The organism is Marinobacter suaedae (assembly GCF_030519635.1).
Taxonomy (GTDB): Bacteria; Pseudomonadota; Gammaproteobacteria; order Pseudomonadales; family Oleiphilaceae; genus Marinobacter; species Marinobacter suaedae.
Genome location: NZ_JAUMIS010000001.1, coordinates 643,637 through 659,368, shown reverse-complemented (window position 1 = coordinate 659,368; position 15,732 = coordinate 643,637). Strand labels below are relative to the sequence as shown.

Genomic DNA, 15,732 nt, shown 5'->3' with positions numbered 1-15,732 from the left:
ATTTGAAAGAGACAACGTCATGCCCAAGCATTTTGAGCAAGCCCCGGGGTTGCATGAAGCACCGGTTCCCGAGACGGAAGGTTTCGTTTTCAACCAGACCATGATGCGCATCAAGGATCCCGAGCGCTCCATGGATTTCTACACTCGGGTTCTGGGCATGCGTCTGGTTCGCAAGCTCGACTTCCCCGAGATGAAGTTCTCCCTCTACTTCCTGGGTTATCTGGATGACCGCCAGGCCGCGCAGGTGCCGACGGACGACGATTACCGAACCACCTACACCTTCGGCCGTGAAGCCATGCTCGAACTGACACACAACTGGGGTACGGAAGACGATAGCGACTTCAGCTACCACAATGGCAACGACGAGCCGCAGGGCTTCGGCCATATCGGTATCGCCGTGCCGGATGTGTATGCGGCGTGCGAGCGCTTTGAAGAACTCGGCGTTGAGTTTGTGAAGAAACCCGATGATGGAAAGATGAGGGGGCTGGCGTTTATCAGGGACCCAGACGGCTACTGGATCGAAATCCTCCAGCCGAACATGATGCAGAAGCAGAGTAAGGGCAGCTAAGCCTCCCTGGCTTTGTTCCCGGCATCGGCATTGCTGCGGGTGCCGGGACTGTTGCCATAGCGTGAGGCAACAATCACCGCCACCGTCAGGATCAGGGCGCCGGCCAGCCCGGTCGGTCCCAGCACTTCACCCAGAATTACCCAGGCCATGAGTGCCACGAACAGCGGCTCCAGCGTCACAATGATGCTGGAGAGGGTGGCCGGGGTGGTTCTCATGCCCGAAAAGAAACTTACGTAACCGATGCAGGTCGGCACGATGCCGATGTAGACCACCATCAACCAATGATGCACGCCCAGGGTGTCGAGGCCATCAAAGCCACCAGTGACCGCCACCACCGGAAGCAGGATGAGCACCGCCGTGGCGAAGCAGAAAAAAGCGGTGGTAAAGGCCGGTGTGCCTGCGGCGCTGTAACGACTGGTCAGGGTGAAACCCGTGTATACCGCAGCCGCCAGCAGGGCCATAAGAATACCGGCCAGGCGCAGCGAACCTGTTGTTTCCATGTCACTGAGTACCAGCATGGCTGTGCCGGCAATCGCAGCGATCAGGGACAGGATGGTGAGTAAGCCCGGCTTTTCGCCCAGCAACGGGGCGGCAAGAATGGCAACCAGCACCGGCGGCAGACACAGAGCTATCAGGGTGGCAATGCCTGCGCCGGTCAGGTCCACCGCGAGCAGGTAACTGCTCTGATAGAACGCCTGGAACAGCCCCAGGGCGGCCAGCGGTAACAGGGCTTTGAGGTTCAGTCGGTAAGTTGAGCCTGATGAAGCGGCGATACGACGCCGTTCCTGATGCATCAGTACCCAGAAAAACGGCAGAGCCACCACCAGCCGCAGGAAACCCAGGGTGATGGGTTGCAGCTCGGTACCGGTGAACAGAAATTTTGCGACGATGCCGGTGGTTGCCCAGAGCAGGGCTGCCAGGGCAATCAGCAGGGCGCCTTGAATCATTCAATAACCAACACAATCAGCTCTTTGGGGCCGTGAACACCGTAAGCAAGGGTCTGCTCGATGTCCGCCGTTTTCGAAGGGCCGGATATTAGCAGAGCGTTGGTTGGCATGCCCGTTTTCCAGTTCTGGGCGTGCATGGCCTCGTACAGGGTTGTATACAGCTTGCTGGCTTCCAGTATGGCAATGTGGATCGGTGGCACCAGACTCATCAGGCGGGGTTCATCCGGCGTCGGCCACAGAATCAGCGAGCCAGTCTCGGTAATACCGCCCCGGGTGGAGGTGATGCCGGCGTCCACGTCATTGAACAGGGCCGGTTGCCAGCTCTCGATGGGCTCGTCATAGATCAGAAGGTTTGGCAGGTCGTCTCGTTCTGCCACAGCGCGCAAATCCTTGCCAATCTGGTGCTGGGTGGGAATCAGCAGGTTGCGGGCGTTTCGTGCGGACAGGATCTCGGCTACCCGGTCAATCCAGTTTTCCCGGGTGCACCGGTGTACCTCACCGTGGACGGATTCGATGGTCTTCTCAAAGCGCTCGATACGCTCCTCGGTGCTCCAGTCCGGCCTTTCCAGAACGGAAAAGTCGCTGGCGGGCGCCACTAGTTCGCCACCGGTCCGGTTTCTCAGGCGTTGCAGGATCGTCTCTCGTGAACTCACTTGCCGCGCTCCCTGAGTTGTTCATGAAGGGTTTTGTTCGCCAGCTTGGGGGCCGTGCGGAAATCGGTCCAGGCACCGGCGCGTCCCGGTTGCAGTTTCCGGAAACGGGAGGCCAGACGGGTGCCCGTACGGTAGAGGCCCGGGCGGCTGTGCATCCAGCTCCAGCACTTCCAGATTGCGGCTTCCAACGGTGTCCGTTTGGACCCGTGCCCTCGAACCTTGGCCGGGTGCAGTTTGTCGCCATCGACGGATTCCCGCCGCAGGCGCACCAGCAAATCCGGGATTGGAATTTTCACCGGGCAGACTTCACCGCATGCTCCGCACAGGCTGGAGGCGCTGGGTAGATGCCGGCCTTCATCCAGGCCGATCAGGTGTGGCATCAGAATCTTGCCGATGGGGCCAGGGTAGGTGGTGCCATAAGTATGCCCGCCGACCCGGGTGTAGACCGGACAATGATTCATGCAGGCCCCGCAGCGGATGCAGCGCAGGGTATCGAGCAGTTCGTCGTCCTGATAGATAGAGGAGCGACCGTTATCCACCAGCACCAGGTGTACCTCTTCCGGGCCATCGAGCTCATCGGCCTTTCGGGGCCCGGAAATCATGTTGAAGTAGGTGGTAATGTGCTGCCCGGTCGCGGAGCGGGTCAACAGGGCCAGCAGGGCGGAGACGTCCTCCAGATTGGGCACCACCTTTTCGATGCCGGTCACGGCGATGTGGCAGCGCGGCACCGTGGTGGTCATCCGGCCATTGCCCTCGTTCTCCACCAGGCACAGGGTGCCGGTTTCCGCTACCGCGAAGTTCACGCCGGAAACGCCGACGTCGGCATTCATGAATTTCTCGCGCAGCTGCTGACGGGCCGCCGCGGTCAGGTACTCGACATCATGAGACAGATCGGTGCCCGTCTTTTCATGCATGAGTTCGGAGATTTCCCCGGTGTTCTTGTGGATAGCCGGCATGATGATATGGGACGGTGTTTCGTTCGCCAGCTGAACGATGTACTCACCCAGATCCGACTCCAGCGCTTCGATGCCCTCGCGTTCCAGAAAATGGTTGAGTTCCATTTCCTCGGACACCATGGATTTACCCTTGATGACAGTCTTGGCGTCCCGCGCAACGCAGATATCCCGGACGATGCGGCAGGCTTCATCGCCATCCAGGGCCCAGTGCACCTTAATACCGTTCTCTGTCAGCTTCTGCTCCAGCTGTTCCAGCAGGTCCGGCAAATTGGCCAGTGCCCGCAGGCGCACGTTGGCACCGAGTTCTCTCAGAGTTTCCAGATCCCAGCCTTCAAACGCGGCCTTGCGTTTGGACATCAGGCCATCCATCGCCTTGCGGAAGTTCTGGCGAATCTGCGGGTTATGCAAGGCCTCGTGGGCTCTGGGGTGAAATTCCTTTACATCGATGTGCGGGTGCTGGGTGGCCTCGCTCATAGCCCGCCTCCTTTGTTCTCGTTCGTGCGCTCCCAGAGAAAACTGAGGATGTGCTTACCCGCGATAGGGTGTCGGTTCTTTTCCGCAAAGCCGTTGATATTCATCAAGCAGCCGCAGTCGGTGGTGACAAAGGCCCGGGCACCGGTATCAACCAGCGCTTCGACCTTTTCCTCCACCATGGCGCCGGAGATCTCCGGGTGCCGAACCGCGAAGGTACCGCCGAAACCACAGCACTCTTCGGCCCGTACCTGCTCCACCAGCGTGACGTTGTTCAGTTGCCCAAGCAGTGCGGGCCCGACCTCGGCAACACCCATTTCCCGACGGGCGGAACAGGAGGTGTGCATGGCCACAGTGGTGGGTTCTCCAAGGTCGTCCAGCTTGATATGGCAGACATTCAGAAGAAAGTCGGTCAATTCCCAGACCCGGCCGGCCACTTCGGCGGCCTTGAGTTCATCCGGGGTGTCCTTGAACAGGTCAGGGTAGTGTTTGCGTATCATGCCGCCACAGGAGCCGGACGGCACGACAATGGGCCAGTCTTCGGGAAAAAGCTCCAGTTGCGCTCGTGCCACGCTGCGGGCTTCGTCGTGATAGCCGGACGTGAACGCGGGCTGCCCACAACAGGTCTGGTCCTGTGGGAAGATAACCTCGATACCTTCGCGCTCCAGAAGCTGGATGCCGGCCATACCGGCGTCCGGATAGAACATATCGATCAGGCAGGTTCCGAAAAAATAGACCTTTTCCGGCCTGGAAGGGTAAACCTTGATGGGATCAGCCATGGCACAACCGCTTGAGTCACTGAGAGTTTTCACTCAATGATAGGGTGGGGATCGGTGTGTTGCCAGGCGACTTTCGGTTAGGGGGTTATTTCAGGTCAGAGGGGAACCGGGGCAGCACCCGTGGCACGGCCCCGAGAAGCGGTTACTCAGCTGACTCCACAGTAATCAGATCCGCATTCTTCTCAAGCGTCCGCTCGCCAATGCCTTTCACTTTTGCAAGCTCTTCAGGGCTGGAGAATGGGCCGTTGGCTTCACGATAGGCCACAATGGCTTCCGCCTTGCTGGGGCCGATGCCGTTCAGTTCCACCAGGGTGGCGACGTCGGCGGTGTTGATATTGATGGCCGCCGGATTGGCGTGGGCAAACGAAGTCAGCAGGCTGAGTAGCAGAACCAGAGTGGCGAGAATGGGTAAGCGTTTCATGATCGGACGTTCCTGTCATCATTAAGGGTTGAGAGTGAAGTCAGGACGCACGACCGGGCCATCTGCTCGAGTGCTGGTTGAGATTGTCTTTCACCTGGTGTTCCGAAAGGCTGGTGTGGGAAGGTGCTCTTGGTGGGGGAGGGTGCACGGGCAGGATCATCATCCGTGTGATCCTGCGCCCCGTGGCTGACCCCTGCCTGGTCCTTCAGGCGTGCGCTCGTCCTGAGCACTTCATCCTTGCTATCTTCCCTGTAACCCCGGTCCATGGGGCGGCTCCAGTACCTGGAACTCTCATCCTTGAGCCAACGTTCCTTGCTGGCGTGTCATCCTTGACGCTTTCCATTCTAGTCCTGGCAATTACCCGCGCAGCATCGGAAAAACGCTTGGGACGTTGTGCGATATTTCCTACGGTTTTGTAGGTGATACTGCGTACCAAAAATGAACGGGAGTTCAGTATTTTCGGGCTCTCCAGCGGGATTCGTTCTGAAACGGTGGCTCAGCGGAGTTTCTGGAATCGTTTGTTTTGAAAATCTCCTGAACCCGCCTTTGCGCGTCGCGGATGTGTTGGGTCAGGCGTGTTCGGGCAAGCTCGGTATCCCTGTTGAGCAGGGCAGAGAGAATATCGGAATGAGTCGTGGTCCGGTCGCTGGTGTCGCCGCACTGACTCAGCCCAAGGGTGAGTGCCAGGCGCAACCGCTCCGTGACTTCGCCGTGAATACGGATCATTTCCCGGTTACCCGCTGACGTGACCAGTGCGCGGTGAAAGCAGGTGTCCGGCTGTCCGTCAGGTCCGGGTCGTTCGGAAGCCGTTGTGTGGGCATGAAACCGCAGCAGTGCGCGGAGTGGCGTGCCCATCTCCGGCCGAGAGCAGAGTTTTTCCAGCGCCGCCAGTTCGATGGTGAGCCTCAGTTCGAACAGTTCGTCCAGTTGCTGCGGGTCGAATGGCCTAACCCGCCAGCCACTCCGGAACAACACCTCAACGTAGCCTTCTCTCTGAAGCCGGTACAGGGCTTCCCGCACCGGCGTTCGGCTGGCATGCAGTCGGGTGGCCACTTCGCCTTCACTGAACCGGTCCCCTGGCATCAGCCGAAAAGCGAAGAAATCAGCTTTCAGGCCGTCATAGACCTGCTCCGACATACTGCCCCTTCTTGCGTCCGTGTCATTTGGCATTGCACGGTTTCTCCGTGACGTGAGGTCGTGATTGGGCGAGCTGAGTGGATCTCTACCTTCGGTCCGCAAAGCTCATGCCACCAGTGATTTGTGTTTTATCTCTATGTTTTTCATTGGTTTACAGGATTGGTGATGGGGCAGGCAGAATACTGGCGCACCAATAGGGCGCATGCGGTTATTTTTTATCCGGTTTTGGTGCGCTACAGGGTGTGGAAAATGGTTCTGAGGCGGTGAATACAGCCTTGTATACCAGTTAAGTTCATGAAAATTAATGTGAAATTTTAAATGTGGAACGGCTAATGCAGTCTTCGGTGTGCGTTAAAGAAGAACTAACAATCTCACGACAACCACTGGAAGGATGACGCACAATGAACATCAAAAAACACGTGAAGGTAGGTCTCTCGGCACTGGCTCTGTCAGTGTCTATGCACTCTGTTGCTGCTGAAGATCCCATCAAGGTGGGTATTCTGCACTCCCTGTCAGGCACCATGGCCATCAGTGAGTCCACCTTGAAGGACACCATGCTGATGCTGATCGAAAAACAGAACGAAGCTGGTGGTGTTCTGGGACGTCAGCTTGAGCCGGTCGTTGTAGACCCGGCCTCCAACTGGCCGCTGTTCGCCGAGAAAGCCCGTGAATTGCTGGAAAAAGAAGAAGTAGACGTTATCTTCGGTAACTGGACGTCTGTATCTCGCAAGTCCGTTCTTCCTGTGGTTGAAGAGCTGAACGGCCTGCTGTTCTACCCGGTTCAGTACGAGGGTGAAGAATCCTCCGAAAATGTGTTTTACACCGGTGCCGCGCCCAACCAGCAAGCCATTCCTGCCGTGGATTACCTGATGAACGATATCGGCGTTGAGCGCTGGGTGCTGGCCGGTACCGACTACGTCTACCCACGTACCACCAACAAGATCCTTGAGACCTACCTGAAGGACAAGGGCGTGGCCGCGGACGACATCATGATCAACTACACGCCGTTCGGTCACTCCAACTGGCAGTCCATCGTGTCCGACATCAAGAAGTTCGGTAGCGCCGGCAAGAAGACTGCGGTGGTGTCTACCATCAACGGTGACGCCAACGTGCCTTTCTACCGCGAACTGGGTAACCAGGGCATCGACGCCGCTGACATCCCGGTTGTTGCGTTCTCGGTAGGCGAGCAGGAGCTGTCCGGTATCGATACCGGTCCTCTGGTGGGTCACCTGGCCGCCTGGAACTACTTCATGAGCGTGGATGCGGATGCCAACTACGACTTCATCGATGCCTGGGTTGATTACACCGGCAAAGAAGACGCCGTGACCAACGACCCGATGGAAGCGCACTACATCGGCTTCAACATGTACATCGAAGCGGTCAAGAAGGCCGGTACTGCAGACGTAGACGCGGTGAAAGACGCCATAATCGGTGTTGCCGTACCGAACCTGACCGGTGGTTACGCCACCATGATGCCGAACCACCACATCACCAAGCCGGTGCTGATTGGTGAGATTCAGGATAACGGTCAGTTCTCCGTCGTCTGGGAAACTCCATCCACCGTTGCCGGCGATGCCTGGTCTGACTTCCTGCCAGACTCCAAGGACCTGATCAGTGACTGGCGCAAGCCTCTCGAGTGCGGAAACTTCAATGTGGTTACCGGCACTTGTGGCGGCAAGGCTGACGTTGCTTCCAACTAATAGCCGAAGCCTGACCTGACTGCGGGCGGGGCTTTGGCCCCGTTCGCAACTCAGCCCCTCCAACTCTCATGGACAGGACGCAACCCATGGGCATCATCCGATGGCTCAGTCAGCTTCTGCTTGTCTGGTTCTTATTCGCTCCCGGTCTGGTTTCCGCGCAAGTGGAGGATTCGGAGGCCCAGCAGCTGCTGACGCAACTGGCGGAATCCTCCTTCGCCGCTAAAAAGGACGTGATCAATCAAATCGCCGGCAGCGGCGATGAGCGTGCCCGAGGCTGGCTTGAAGCCTTCGCGGCCAACAAACTGGGCCGCATTGAATCGAGCGGCGACTTCATCATCGTTCTCAAGAATCGTGGCCGGAACTGGACCGTCGCCAGCGCCCTGACCGGCGAGAATCTGGGTGAATTGTCCCGCCGCGACATTGACACCATTCGGGTCAATAACTCACTGCGGAATGAGCTGGAAGGCATCCTGTCAGTCATTGACCTGAAAAGTCCCGACAAGGGCAAACGTTTATCCGCCGCCCGCGCCCTTAAAGGCAGCGTGGACGGCTCCCTGGCCGAGCGCCTTCCGGAGCTGATCGAAGCTGAAGAGAGTGGATCGGTTCAGGCGGCGCTGACAGAAGCACTGGCCATCTATCAGGTGGAAGAGCTGGGCGACGTGGCCGCTGTGGCGGTATTGTCCGGCAGCCTCAACTCCGAGGCCCGAGCGGCGCTGCAGCAGGCCACACGCAGCGACAACCCGCAGCTGGTTTCAGCGGCTAAGATCGCGCTGAAAAGTATCGAACAGAAACTCAAACTGAACCGGGCGGCCGAAACCCTGTATTTCGGTCTGTCGCTGGGTTCGGTGCTGGTGCTGGCGGCCATCGGCCTGGCTATTACCTTCGGGGTCATGGGCGTGATCAATATGGCCCACGGCGAACTCATCATGCTGGGAGCCTACACCACCTGGGGCATGCAGCAACTGTTGCCGGGCCAGCCGGGCCTTGCGCTGATTCTGTCGATTCCCGCCGGTTTCCTGGTGGCGGCCATGGCTGGCATCGCCATCGAACGGTCGGTGATCCAGCATCTCAAAGGCCGCCCGCTGGAAACCCTGCTGGCGACATTCGGCATCAGCCTGATCCTGCAGCAGCTTGTCCGCACCGTGATTTCCCCGCTCAACCGCACCGTGGTCACCCCCGACTGGATGAGCGGTTCGGTGATGATCAACGAAGCCCTGTCCCTGACACTCAACCGCATGTACGTCATTGGCTTTGCGCTGGTGGTATTCGCCGGCCTGATGCTGATCATGCGTAAAACCCGCCTCGGCCTGGAAGTGCGGGCCGTCACCCAGAATCGGGCTATGGCTCGGTCTATGGGCATCCGCGCCACCCGCGTGGACATCCTGACCTTCGGACTGGGTTCTGGCGTCGCCGGATTGGCAGGCGTGGCGCTGTCGCAGATCACCAACGTCGGCCCGAACCTGGGCCAGAGCTACATCATCGATTCGTTCATGGTGGTGGTGTTCGGCGGTGTCGGAAACCTGTGGGGCACCTTGCTGGCGGGCCTTTCCCTGGGCACCATCAACCAGCTGCTGGAGCCCTGGGCGGGCGCCGTGCTGGCCAAGATTATGGTGCTGGTCCTGATCATCCTGTTCATCCAGAAGCGGCCCCGGGGACTCTTTCCCCAGAAAGGCCGTGCGGCGGAGGGATAAGGTGTCCCATCTAGCCAATTATTTAATCCACTGCGAGGCGCTAGCGGGAGCCACTGTGCACCTCGATAGCGGCGTTGCAATGTCTCGATTTGGAACCACCAATTCTTCTCCCCTGCGCCTTGCTCTCAAGGTGCCCAGAGGCTCAGCGAATCAGATAATTAGCCAGAAGGGACACCACTATGTGGCTAACTAAACCTTTCCAGGAACGCTCCACGCAAATTTTTCTGGGTGTTCTGTTCGCCGCGCTGGCGGTGGTGACGGTGCTGCACCTCACCATGCCGAAGGACAGCGCCCTGTATGTTAGCTCCTACACCGTCACCTTGTTGGGTAAATACCTCTGCTACGCACTGCTGGCCGTAGCAGTGGATCTGGTCTGGGGTTATCTGGGGATTCTCAGCCTGGGCCACGGAGCTTTCTTCGCTCTTGGGGGCTATGCCATGGGCATGTACCTGATGCGCCAGATCGGCGACCGGGGCGTGTACGGCGACCCGATCCTGCCGGACTTCATGGTGTTCCTGAACTGGCAGGAATTGCCCTGGTACTGGCATGGCTTCGACATGGCCTGGTTCGCCTTCATCATGGTGCTGCTGGCCCCGGGCCTGCTGGCGCTGGTGTTCGGCTTCCTGGCCTTCCGCTCCCGGGTCACCGGGGTGTATCTCTCCATCATCACCCAGGCGCTCACCTTTGCCCTGATGCTGGCCTTCTTCCGCAACGAAATGGGCTTTGGCGGCAACAACGGCCTGACCGACTTCAAAGACATCCTCGGCTTTGACCTGCGCACCAACGCCACGCGGCTCGGCTTGTTCATCGCCAGCGGTATCGCCCTCGCCATCGGTTACGTGATCTGCCGCGCCATCGTCACCAGCAAGCTGGGGCGGGTCAGTGTCGCCTGCCGGGATGCCGAAGCCAGAACCCGCTTCCTCGGCTACCGGGTTGAGCGGGTGCAGCTGTTCGTGTTTGTCATCTCCGCGATGCTGGCGGGTGTGGCCGGTGCCCTGTACGTGCCTCAGGTGGGCATTATCAACCCGAGCGAGTTCTCGCCCCTGTTCTCCATTGAGATTGTTGTGTGGGTCGCGTTGGGTGGCCGGGCAACCCTGTATGGTGCGGTGATCGGCGCGTTGCTGGTGAACTACGCCAAGACCGTCTTTACTGGAGTCATGCCGGATGCCTGGCTGTTCGCCCTGGGCGGGTTGTTTGTGCTCGTGACCGTGTTCCTGCCCAAAGGTATTGCGGGTCTGCTCAGCAAACGAAAGAAAGCAGACCGCCGGGATGACAGCGACGATAAGGATGCGTCAGGCGCAGCGCAGGAGGCCACCGCATGAGTATTTTCCAGGAAATGACCAACCGGGACCGGGTGTTCGAATTCCTGGTGCCAGAGCATTCCCCGGTGGACGTCCGGCATGGCGGCATTCTGTACCTGGAAGACGTCAGCGTCAGCTTCGATGGCTTCAAGGCCATCAATAACCTGAACCTCACCATCGACGACGGCGAACTGCGCTGCATTATCGGCCCCAACGGCGCGGGCAAAACCACCATGATGGACATCATCACCGGTAAAACCCGCCCGGATACCGGCTCGGTCTGGTTTGGCAGTCGTCATAACCTGCTCAGGATGAACGAGCCGGACATCGCCAGCCTCGGCATCGGCCGCAAATTCCAGAAACCCACCGTGTTCGAAGCTCTCACCGTGTTCGAAAACCTCGAACTGGCCATGGCCACCGACAAGCGGGTACTACCGACACTCACCTCGAAGCTGGCCGGCGAACAGCGTGATCGTATCGACGAAGTGCTGACCCTGATCGGCCTGACCCGGCTGCGGGACCGTGAAGCGGGCATTCTCTCCCACGGCCAGAAACAGTGGTTGGAAATCGGCATGCTGCTGATGCAGAAGCCCCGCCTGTTGCTGGTGGACGAGCCGGTGGCGGGTATGACCGAACAAGAAATGGAACGCACTGCCGAATTGCTCACCAGCCTGGCCGGCAAGCAATCGGTGGTGGTGGTTGAGCACGACATGGGCTTCGTCCGCTCCATCGCCCGCAAGGTGACGGTGTTGCACCAGGGCAGTGTGCTGGCGGAAGGCACCATGGATCAGGTCTCCAATGACCCGGAAGTCGTCAAGGTGTATCTGGGGGAGGAAGCCTGATGCTGAAGATCGACCAGTTAAACCATTTCTACGGCGAAAGCCATACCCTCTGGGATCTGCATCTGGATGTGCCCCAGGGCAAGTGCACCTGCGTGATGGGCCGCAACGGCGTGGGCAAGACCACCCTGATGAAATGCATCATGGGTGAAGAAACCCCGAAAAGCGGCTCCATCGAATTCGCGCAGGATGTGGAACTCACCACTCGCAAAATGGAAGACCGCCCAAGGCTTGGCATCGGCTACGTACCCCAGGGCCGGCAGATATTCCCGTTGCTGACTGTGGAAGAAAACCTGCGCACCGGCCTGGCGGTTCGCGCCGACGGCAGCAAGAAAATCCCGGAGCGGGTGTACGAACTCTTCCCTGTGCTCAAAGAAATGAAAAACCGCCGCGGCGGTGACCTCTCGGGCGGCCAGCAACAGCAACTGGCCATTGGCCGGGCTCTGGTGATTGAACCCCGCCTGCTGATTCTGGACGAACCCGGTGAAGGCATTCAGCCCAACATCGTCGCCCAGATCGGTGAAGTCATCCGTAAGCTGATCGACGAAGACGGCCTGACGGTTCTTCTGGTGGAGCAGAAGCTGCCGTTCGCTCGCAAGTACGCCGACCGCTTCGCCATCCTCGACCGTGGCCGCCCGGTAGCCCAGGGCGAGATTGCCGAACTGTCCGATGAACTGATTAAGAAGCACCTGACCGTATGACCGCGTTTCAACCCATCGGCAACCAGGAAGCGGCGAACGACTCCGGCCACCGCTTCGATACCGACCGGCAATGGGCGGCGTCCCTGTCCCTGGGGTTTATTGCCCGGGAAGAGGGCGAACGGAACGTTACCCGCCTGACCCGCCGTCACCATCAGGGGCCTTTGCGGGTTCAGCGCCCGTTCTACCCGGAAGGCCCGGAAGGCTGTTGCCACGTGTACCTGCTGCACCCGCCCGGTGGTCTGGTCAGTGGCGACGTTCTGTGCATCGAAGCCGAGGTAGGCGAGGGTGCCCACGCCCTGCTGACCACCCCCGCCGCCGCCAAGCTCTACAAGGCTGACAGCCACGGCGTGGCCTGGGGCCAGCACACCAAGTTAACCGTGGCTAAAGACGCCATTCTCGAATACCTGCCCCAGGAAACCCTGGCCTTTGACGGTTCCCGGGGTGAGCAAAGTACCACCATCGAATTGCAAACGGGCGCCCGCACACTGGGCTGGGAAATCCTCGCCCTGGGTCGCCCGGCCAGCCGCCTGCCGTTTGTGTCTGGCCACCTGGAACAGCAATTCCGCCTGACCATGGACGGCCAGCCCCTGTGGCTGGAGCGCCAGCCCCTTGACCCCAACCATCCGCGTTTCGCCGGCAAATGGGGGCAGGGTGGCGCCACCGTACAGGCCACGCTTTGGGCAGTGGGGCTGGAAGACGAAGTCGAAGCCATCGAAGCGGTGCGCGAGGCTCTGCCCGAGAATCACCGCTGGGCGATTACCCGGCGCCGGGGCGCGGTGCTGTTGCGTTATCTCGGCAACGAACGAAACGAAGCCTGGGCCCTGTGTCAGCAGGCCTGGGAAATCCTGCGGCCGCGCCTTACGGGGCTGGAAGCGCATATACCAAGGATTTGGCTGACGTGACTTTAGGAGTGGGAAGCGGGCAGGTATGTCCCTCCGGGACACGCTGTGAATACGTCCATGTAAGCTCAGCGGCAGCATCCATGCTGCCGATGGTCCCGAATGGACGAACCTGCCCACTTCTCTCGATCCTGTGAGTTATTCGCATTTAAAAGAACAAACAACGGAGTAGAGCAATGGAGCTAACGCCCAGAGACAAAGACAAGCTGCTGCTGTTCACCGCAGCACTGCTCGCCGAACGCCGCAAGGCCAAAGGCCTGAAGCTGAACTACCCGGAAGCCATCGCCCTGATCAGCGCCGAAATCATGGAAGGCGCCCGCGAAGGCCGCTCCGTAGCCGAATTGATGAGCTCCGGCACCGAAATCCTCACCCGGGATGACGTCATGGACGGCGTAGCCGACATGATCCACGAAGTGCAGGTGGAAGCGACATTCCCCGACGGCACGAAACTCGTGACGGTTCATAACCCTATTGTTTGAGGAGTGGCTGAGATGATTCCCGGCGAATACCAGATCCAGGACGGCGACATCGAACTCTGCGCCGGCCGCGAACGCACCACCATCGAAGTGGCCAACACCGGCGACCGCCCCGTGCAGATCGGTTCCCACTACCACTTTGCCGAAGCCAACCCGGCGCTCGACTTTGACCGCGCCAAGGCCCGTGGCCTGCGGCTGGACATCGCAGCCGGAACGGCCATCCGTTTCGAACCGGGCCAGACCCGCGAAGTCACCCTGATTCCCTTCGCTGGCGGCCGCGAAATCTACGGCTTCCGCGGCGAAGTCATGGGAAAACTGGACAGCTAAATCGGAATTTGGGGAGTGAGTGGGAGTGGCCTTCCGAAACTGTGCTGAGCCATGGATGGTGAAGCTCAAGCGCCACATGGATGTGCTTGAGCGTGTTTCGGAAGGCCAGTCCCGCTGGCTCTTGCTCCCAAAAGGAAAATGAGGGAAAGCATGAAAATCAGCAGACAAGCCTACGCCGACATGTACGGCCCCACCGTGGGCGACCGGGTGCGCCTGGGCGACACCGAACTGTGGATTGAAGTCGAGCAGGACTACACCCACTACGGCGACGAAGTAAAATTCGGCGGCGGCAAAGTCATCCGCGACGGCATGGGCCAGAGCCAGCGCAACGACGACACCGTGATGGACACCGTCATCACCAACGCCCTCATCCTCGACTGGTGGGGCATCGTCAAAGCCGACGTGGGCATCCAGAAGGGCCGCATCGCCGCCATCGGCAAAGCCGGCAACCCGGACACCCAGCCAGACGTCCACATTGTTATCGGCCCAGGCACCGAAGTTATCGCTGGTGAAGGCAAAATCCTCACCGCCGGTGGCATCGACCCCCACATTCACTTCATCTGCCCCCAGCAGGTTGAAGAAGCCCTGATGAGCGGCATCACCACCATGCTCGGCGGCGGCACCGGCCCGGCCACCGGCACCAACGCCACTACCTGTACTCCGGGTGCCTGGCACATTGGCAAAATGCTGCAAGCCGTGGATGAGCTGCCTATGAACATCGGCTTCCTTGGCAAGGGCAACGCCTCGCTGCCGGATGCGCTTGAAGACCAGATCAAAGCTGGCGTCATCGGCCTTAAGCTGCACGAAGACTGGGGCACCACCCCGGCGGCCATCGACAACTGCCTCACCGTTGCCGACCAGTACGACGTGCAGGTGGCCATTCACACCGACACCCTGAACGAATCCGGCTTCGTGGAAGACACCCTGGCCGCCTTCAAGGGCCGCTGCATCCACACCTTCCACACCGAAGGTGCCGGCGGCGGACACGCGCCGGATATTATCACCGCCTGCTCGAAGGATTACGTGCTGCCGTCGTCCACCAACCCGACACGGCCCTACACCATCAACACCGTGGACGAGCACCTCGACATGCTGATGGTGTGCCACCACCTGGACCCGAACATCCCGGAAGACGTCGCCTTCGCCGATTCCCGCATCCGCCGGGAAACCATCGCCGCCGAGGACATCCTGCACGACATGGGCGTGATCTCCATGATTTCCTCCGACTCCCAGGCCATGGGCCGGGTGGGCGAAGTGGTCTGCCGTACCTGGCAAACCGCCCACAAAATGAAAGTCCAGCGCGGCCTGTTGCCGGAAGACGAAGAACTGGGTGCTGACAACTTCCGCGCCAAGCGCTACATCGCCAAGTACACCATCAACTCCGCCATCACCCACGGCCTGGCGCATGAAGTGGGCTCTGTGGAAGTGGGCAAGCTGGCGGACCTGTGCTTGTGGAGCCCCGCGTTCTTCGGCGTGAAGCCGGCCTGCATCATCAAAGGCGGCATGATCGCCGCCGCCCCCATGGGTGACCCGAATGCCTCCATCCCCACACCGCAACCGGTTCACTACCGCCCGATGTTTGGTGCCTTCGGCAAAGCCGCCAGCGCCACCCGCCTGACGTTTGTCAGCCAGGCCGCGCTGGATGCCGGCATTGGCAAGGAACTGGGGTTGGACAGCCCTTTGTCCGCCTGCAAAGGCGTGCGCGAAGTGCGCAAGAGCGACATGAAACTGAACGACGCGTGCCCACACCTGACTGTGGACCCGCAAACCTACGAAGTACACGCCGATGGCGAGCTGCTCACCTGCGAGCCCGCCACAGAACTACCCCTGGCCCAGCGTTACCACTTGTTCTGAGCCGGGACGAAG

16 protein-coding genes are annotated in these 15,732 nt (G+C 59.8%); 10 read left to right on the top strand and 6 right to left on the bottom strand.

Annotated features, from left to right (window positions below; all coding sequences use genetic code 11):
- Window positions 1-19 precede the first annotated feature (19 nt).
- Window positions 20-568, top strand: a complete 549-nt coding sequence (gene gloA / locus QVZ43_RS03060; protein WP_302908824.1) for a lactoylglutathione lyase — start codon at window positions 20-22, stop codon at window positions 566-568.
- On the opposite strand, the gene QVZ43_RS03055 is transcribed toward gloA, so the two are convergent.
- The 6 genes from QVZ43_RS03055 to QVZ43_RS03030 all read right to left on the bottom strand — a co-directional run bounded on the left by QVZ43_RS03055 (window position 565) and on the right by QVZ43_RS03030 (window position 5,965).
- Window positions 565-1,515, bottom strand: coding sequence for a DMT family transporter (locus tag QVZ43_RS03055; protein WP_302908823.1), 951 nt, complete (start codon window positions 1,513-1,515; stop codon window positions 565-567). The genes gloA and QVZ43_RS03055 overlap by 4 nt on opposite strands.
- A complete protein-coding gene (locus QVZ43_RS03050) occupies window positions 1,512-2,168 on the bottom strand; it encodes a LutC/YkgG family protein (RefSeq protein ID WP_302908822.1) in 657 nt (218 codons plus the stop codon). Before QVZ43_RS03050 ends, QVZ43_RS03055 begins: the two co-directional genes overlap by 4 nt.
- Complete coding sequence (locus QVZ43_RS03045; RefSeq protein WP_302908821.1) at window positions 2,165-3,598, bottom strand: LutB/LldF family L-lactate oxidation iron-sulfur protein; 1,434 nt, start codon at window positions 3,596-3,598, stop codon at window positions 2,165-2,167. The genes QVZ43_RS03050 and QVZ43_RS03045 overlap by 4 nt, the downstream gene beginning before the upstream one ends.
- Complete coding sequence (locus tag QVZ43_RS03040) at window positions 3,595-4,374, bottom strand: (Fe-S)-binding protein (RefSeq protein ID WP_302908820.1); 780 nt, start codon at window positions 4,372-4,374, stop codon at window positions 3,595-3,597. The genes QVZ43_RS03045 and QVZ43_RS03040 overlap by 4 nt, the downstream gene beginning before the upstream one ends.
- Window positions 4,375-4,516: 142 nt before the next feature.
- Window positions 4,517-4,795: a ComEA family DNA-binding protein gene (locus QVZ43_RS03035; RefSeq protein ID WP_223794314.1), complete on the bottom strand. Its 279-nt coding sequence runs from the start codon at window positions 4,793-4,795 to the stop codon at window positions 4,517-4,519.
- Window positions 4,796-5,245: 450 nt separating this feature from the next.
- A complete protein-coding gene (locus QVZ43_RS03030) occupies window positions 5,246-5,965 on the bottom strand; it encodes a GntR family transcriptional regulator (protein WP_302908819.1) in 720 nt (239 codons plus the stop codon).
- Window positions 5,966-6,333: 368 nt separating this feature from the next.
- On the opposite strand from QVZ43_RS03030, the gene urtA reads away from it, so the two are divergent.
- The 9 genes from urtA to ureC all read left to right on the top strand — a co-directional run bounded on the left by urtA (window position 6,334) and on the right by ureC (window position 15,720).
- Window positions 6,334-7,632, top strand: a complete 1,299-nt coding sequence (urtA, locus tag QVZ43_RS03025; protein WP_223794311.1) for an urea ABC transporter substrate-binding protein — start codon at window positions 6,334-6,336, stop codon at window positions 7,630-7,632.
- A gap of 86 nt (window positions 7,633-7,718) precedes the next feature.
- Window positions 7,719-9,323: an urea ABC transporter permease subunit UrtB gene (urtB, locus tag QVZ43_RS03020; protein WP_302908818.1), complete on the top strand. Its 1,605-nt coding sequence runs from the start codon at window positions 7,719-7,721 to the stop codon at window positions 9,321-9,323.
- 179 nt (window positions 9,324-9,502) lie between these two features.
- On the top strand, window positions 9,503-10,645 hold the full coding sequence (urtC, locus tag QVZ43_RS03015) for an urea ABC transporter permease subunit UrtC (protein WP_223794309.1): 1,143 nt from the start codon (window positions 9,503-9,505) through the stop codon (window positions 10,643-10,645).
- A gap of 14 nt (window positions 10,646-10,659) precedes the next feature.
- Window positions 10,660-11,466, top strand: a complete 807-nt coding sequence (gene urtD / locus QVZ43_RS03010) for an urea ABC transporter ATP-binding protein UrtD (RefSeq protein ID WP_302909634.1) — start codon at window positions 10,660-10,662, stop codon at window positions 11,464-11,466.
- Window positions 11,466-12,164: an urea ABC transporter ATP-binding subunit UrtE gene (gene urtE / locus QVZ43_RS03005; protein ID WP_302908817.1), complete on the top strand. Its 699-nt coding sequence runs from the start codon at window positions 11,466-11,468 to the stop codon at window positions 12,162-12,164. Before urtD ends, urtE begins: the two co-directional genes overlap by 1 nt.
- On the top strand, window positions 12,161-13,066 hold the full coding sequence (locus QVZ43_RS03000; protein ID WP_302908816.1) for an urease accessory protein UreD: 906 nt from the start codon (window positions 12,161-12,163) through the stop codon (window positions 13,064-13,066). Before urtE ends, QVZ43_RS03000 begins: the two co-directional genes overlap by 4 nt.
- A gap of 173 nt (window positions 13,067-13,239) precedes the next feature.
- The gene (gene ureA / locus QVZ43_RS02995; protein ID WP_206644057.1) at window positions 13,240-13,542 is read left to right on the top strand and encodes an urease subunit gamma; all 303 of its coding nucleotides are present in this window, start codon (window positions 13,240-13,242) and stop codon (window positions 13,540-13,542) included.
- Window positions 13,543-13,554: 12 nt separating this feature from the next.
- Complete coding sequence (locus tag QVZ43_RS02990) at window positions 13,555-13,866, top strand: urease subunit beta (protein WP_223794305.1); 312 nt, start codon at window positions 13,555-13,557, stop codon at window positions 13,864-13,866.
- Between the two features lie 150 nt (window positions 13,867-14,016).
- Window positions 14,017-15,720, top strand: coding sequence for an urease subunit alpha (ureC, locus tag QVZ43_RS02985; RefSeq protein ID WP_302908815.1), 1,704 nt, complete (start codon window positions 14,017-14,019; stop codon window positions 15,718-15,720).
- The last annotated feature ends 12 nt before the right edge of the window (window positions 15,721-15,732 follow it).

What these genes read in the sequence shown, in the direction of transcription:
- gloA (WP_302908824.1), top strand. Translation starts at nt 20, where the DNA reads ATGCCCAAGCATTTTGAGCAAGCCCCGGGGTTGCATGAAGCACCGGTT.
- QVZ43_RS03055 (WP_302908823.1), bottom strand. Translation starts at nt 1,515, where the DNA reads ATGATTCAAGGCGCCCTGCTGATTGCCCTGGCAGCCCTGCTCTGGGCA.
- QVZ43_RS03045 (WP_302908821.1), bottom strand. Translation starts at nt 3,598, where the DNA reads ATGAGCGAGGCCACCCAGCACCCGCACATCGATGTAAAGGAATTTCAC.
- QVZ43_RS03040 (WP_302908820.1), bottom strand. Translation starts at nt 4,374, where the DNA reads ATGGCTGATCCCATCAAGGTTTACCCTTCCAGGCCGGAAAAGGTCTAT.
- QVZ43_RS03035 (WP_223794314.1), bottom strand. Translation starts at nt 4,795, where the DNA reads ATGAAACGCTTACCCATTCTCGCCACTCTGGTTCTGCTACTCAGCCTG.
- QVZ43_RS03030 (WP_302908819.1), bottom strand. Translation starts at nt 5,965, where the DNA reads ATGCCAAATGACACGGACGCAAGAAGGGGCAGTATGTCGGAGCAGGTC.
- urtA (WP_223794311.1), top strand. Translation starts at nt 6,334, where the DNA reads ATGAACATCAAAAAACACGTGAAGGTAGGTCTCTCGGCACTGGCTCTG.
- urtB (WP_302908818.1), top strand. Translation starts at nt 7,719, where the DNA reads ATGGGCATCATCCGATGGCTCAGTCAGCTTCTGCTTGTCTGGTTCTTA.
- urtC (WP_223794309.1), top strand. Translation starts at nt 9,503, where the DNA reads ATGTGGCTAACTAAACCTTTCCAGGAACGCTCCACGCAAATTTTTCTG.
- urtD (WP_302909634.1), top strand. Translation starts at nt 10,660, where the DNA reads ATGACCAACCGGGACCGGGTGTTCGAATTCCTGGTGCCAGAGCATTCC.
- urtE (WP_302908817.1), top strand. Translation starts at nt 11,466, where the DNA reads ATGCTGAAGATCGACCAGTTAAACCATTTCTACGGCGAAAGCCATACC.
- QVZ43_RS03000 (WP_302908816.1), top strand. Translation starts at nt 12,161, where the DNA reads ATGACCGCGTTTCAACCCATCGGCAACCAGGAAGCGGCGAACGACTCC.
- ureA (WP_206644057.1), top strand. Translation starts at nt 13,240, where the DNA reads ATGGAGCTAACGCCCAGAGACAAAGACAAGCTGCTGCTGTTCACCGCA.
- QVZ43_RS02990 (WP_223794305.1), top strand. Translation starts at nt 13,555, where the DNA reads ATGATTCCCGGCGAATACCAGATCCAGGACGGCGACATCGAACTCTGC.
- ureC (WP_302908815.1), top strand. Translation starts at nt 14,017, where the DNA reads ATGAAAATCAGCAGACAAGCCTACGCCGACATGTACGGCCCCACCGTG.